The 1,219-nt window shown below is 36.4% G+C and carries 2 protein-coding genes and 1 pseudogene; all 3 read left to right on the top strand.

Annotated elements, in window-relative coordinates; all coding sequences use genetic code 11:
* Nucleotides 1-161: 161 nt before the first annotated feature.
* Nucleotides 162-596, top strand: coding sequence for a permease (locus BTHERMOSOX_RS11975; protein WP_138121215.1), 435 nt, complete (start codon nt 162-164; stop codon nt 594-596).
* 131 nt (nt 597-727) lie between these two features.
* Entirely contained in the window at nt 728-952 is a 225-nt protein-coding gene (locus BTHERMOSOX_RS11980; RefSeq protein ID WP_138121216.1) for a permease, read from the top strand.
* A 63-nt stretch (nt 953-1,015) separates the two neighbouring features.
* Nucleotides 1,016-1,219, top strand: a pseudogene (locus tag BTHERMOSOX_RS11330) (IS1595-like element ISBaz1 family transposase); the annotation flags it as partial.

A 1,219-nucleotide genomic window follows, 5' to 3' on the forward strand; every position in this document is an offset into this window, starting at 1 on the left:
TGCAGAAACAAATGAAAAAAATGAGTGGCGGTAAGATGCAAAAAATGATGGCTAAAATGGCAGGGTTGCAAGGTGGAGATATGCCAGCTGGAATGCCTGATATGTCAAAAATGAAACTACCTGGCATGGGTGGTGGTAATAAATTTCCATTCTAAATTCTAATGGATGAATATTTTTCAATAGAAACTCAACAAAAGCTATTGGACACAGGTGAAGCTTTTATTACTTTATTTATTGCGATTAGTTATTTTGTTGCCTTAATCAATCAAAAAATATCACCTGAAAAAATCCAAAAATTACTAGGTGTGCGTAACGGTAAGGGTTTTTTAATTTCAGCAGGCTTAGGTGTGATCACCCCATTTTGCAGTTGCTCTACTATTCCAATGCTTATAGGTCTACTCAAAGCTCGTGCTGGATTTGACCCAGTAATGACGTTTTTATTTACCTCGCCGTTACTTAATCCAATTGTCATTATCCTATTTATTCCAATATTAGGCGTTCAGGTTACGATTATCTATGCAGTATTAGCTTTAAGTATTTCAATTGCTGCCGGCGTGCTACTACAATATTTTAAATTTGATCGTTTCATTAAGTAAGAGCTAATTGGCATAACTACTTGCGACGCTCTAAGTGATGAATCAGCATCAAGTTGTTGTAGCACTAAAAAAGTACAACAACCAGGCTTGTATCAGTTAGCTTGGGTGAGAATTGGTCGCTTTTTAAGGTTATGATGCCATATATGTTTATTGGCGCTGTTGTTTATGGCTTTGTACCAACTGATTTTTTTACTGAAGTAGCTGGAAAGGATAATCCAGCTGCCATTCCGGTGGCAGCATTGGTTGGCATACCGCTTTATATTCGTGTTACTGCGCTAATCCCGTTAATTGGTTCGTTCGTTGCTAGAGGTGTAAGTATTGGTGCAGTAATGGCGGTGCAAGTTTGCCAGAGATGATTTTATTAAAGAAAATGGGTCATGACAACCCAAGCATATTTAAAATCATGTTAAAGTACCGTTATGAAAGTAAAGAACAAGTATGTAAATCGTTCCCGTATTTCAGAGAAGAGATTTAGAGAAATAATTAAGTATTTTTTTCTTGATTTGAACGCAGTTCAAATCAAGGAATTAACAGGATTGAGCAGACAAACAATCAACAAATATTTAACCGCTATTAGGCTTAGAATTGTAGAATTATCCATACTTCAATCTGCCCCACTAGTG

The sequence above is a fragment of the Bathymodiolus heckerae thiotrophic gill symbiont genome (genome assembly GCF_900128515.1).
GTDB lineage: Bacteria > Pseudomonadota > Gammaproteobacteria > PS1 > Pseudothioglobaceae > Thioglobus_A.

What these genes read in the sequence shown, in the direction of transcription:
- BTHERMOSOX_RS11980 (WP_138121216.1), top strand. Translation starts at nt 728, where the DNA reads ATGATGCCATATATGTTTATTGGCGCTGTTGTTTATGGCTTTGTACCA.
- BTHERMOSOX_RS11975 (WP_138121215.1), top strand. Translation starts at nt 162, where the DNA reads ATGGATGAATATTTTTCAATAGAAACTCAACAAAAGCTATTGGACACA.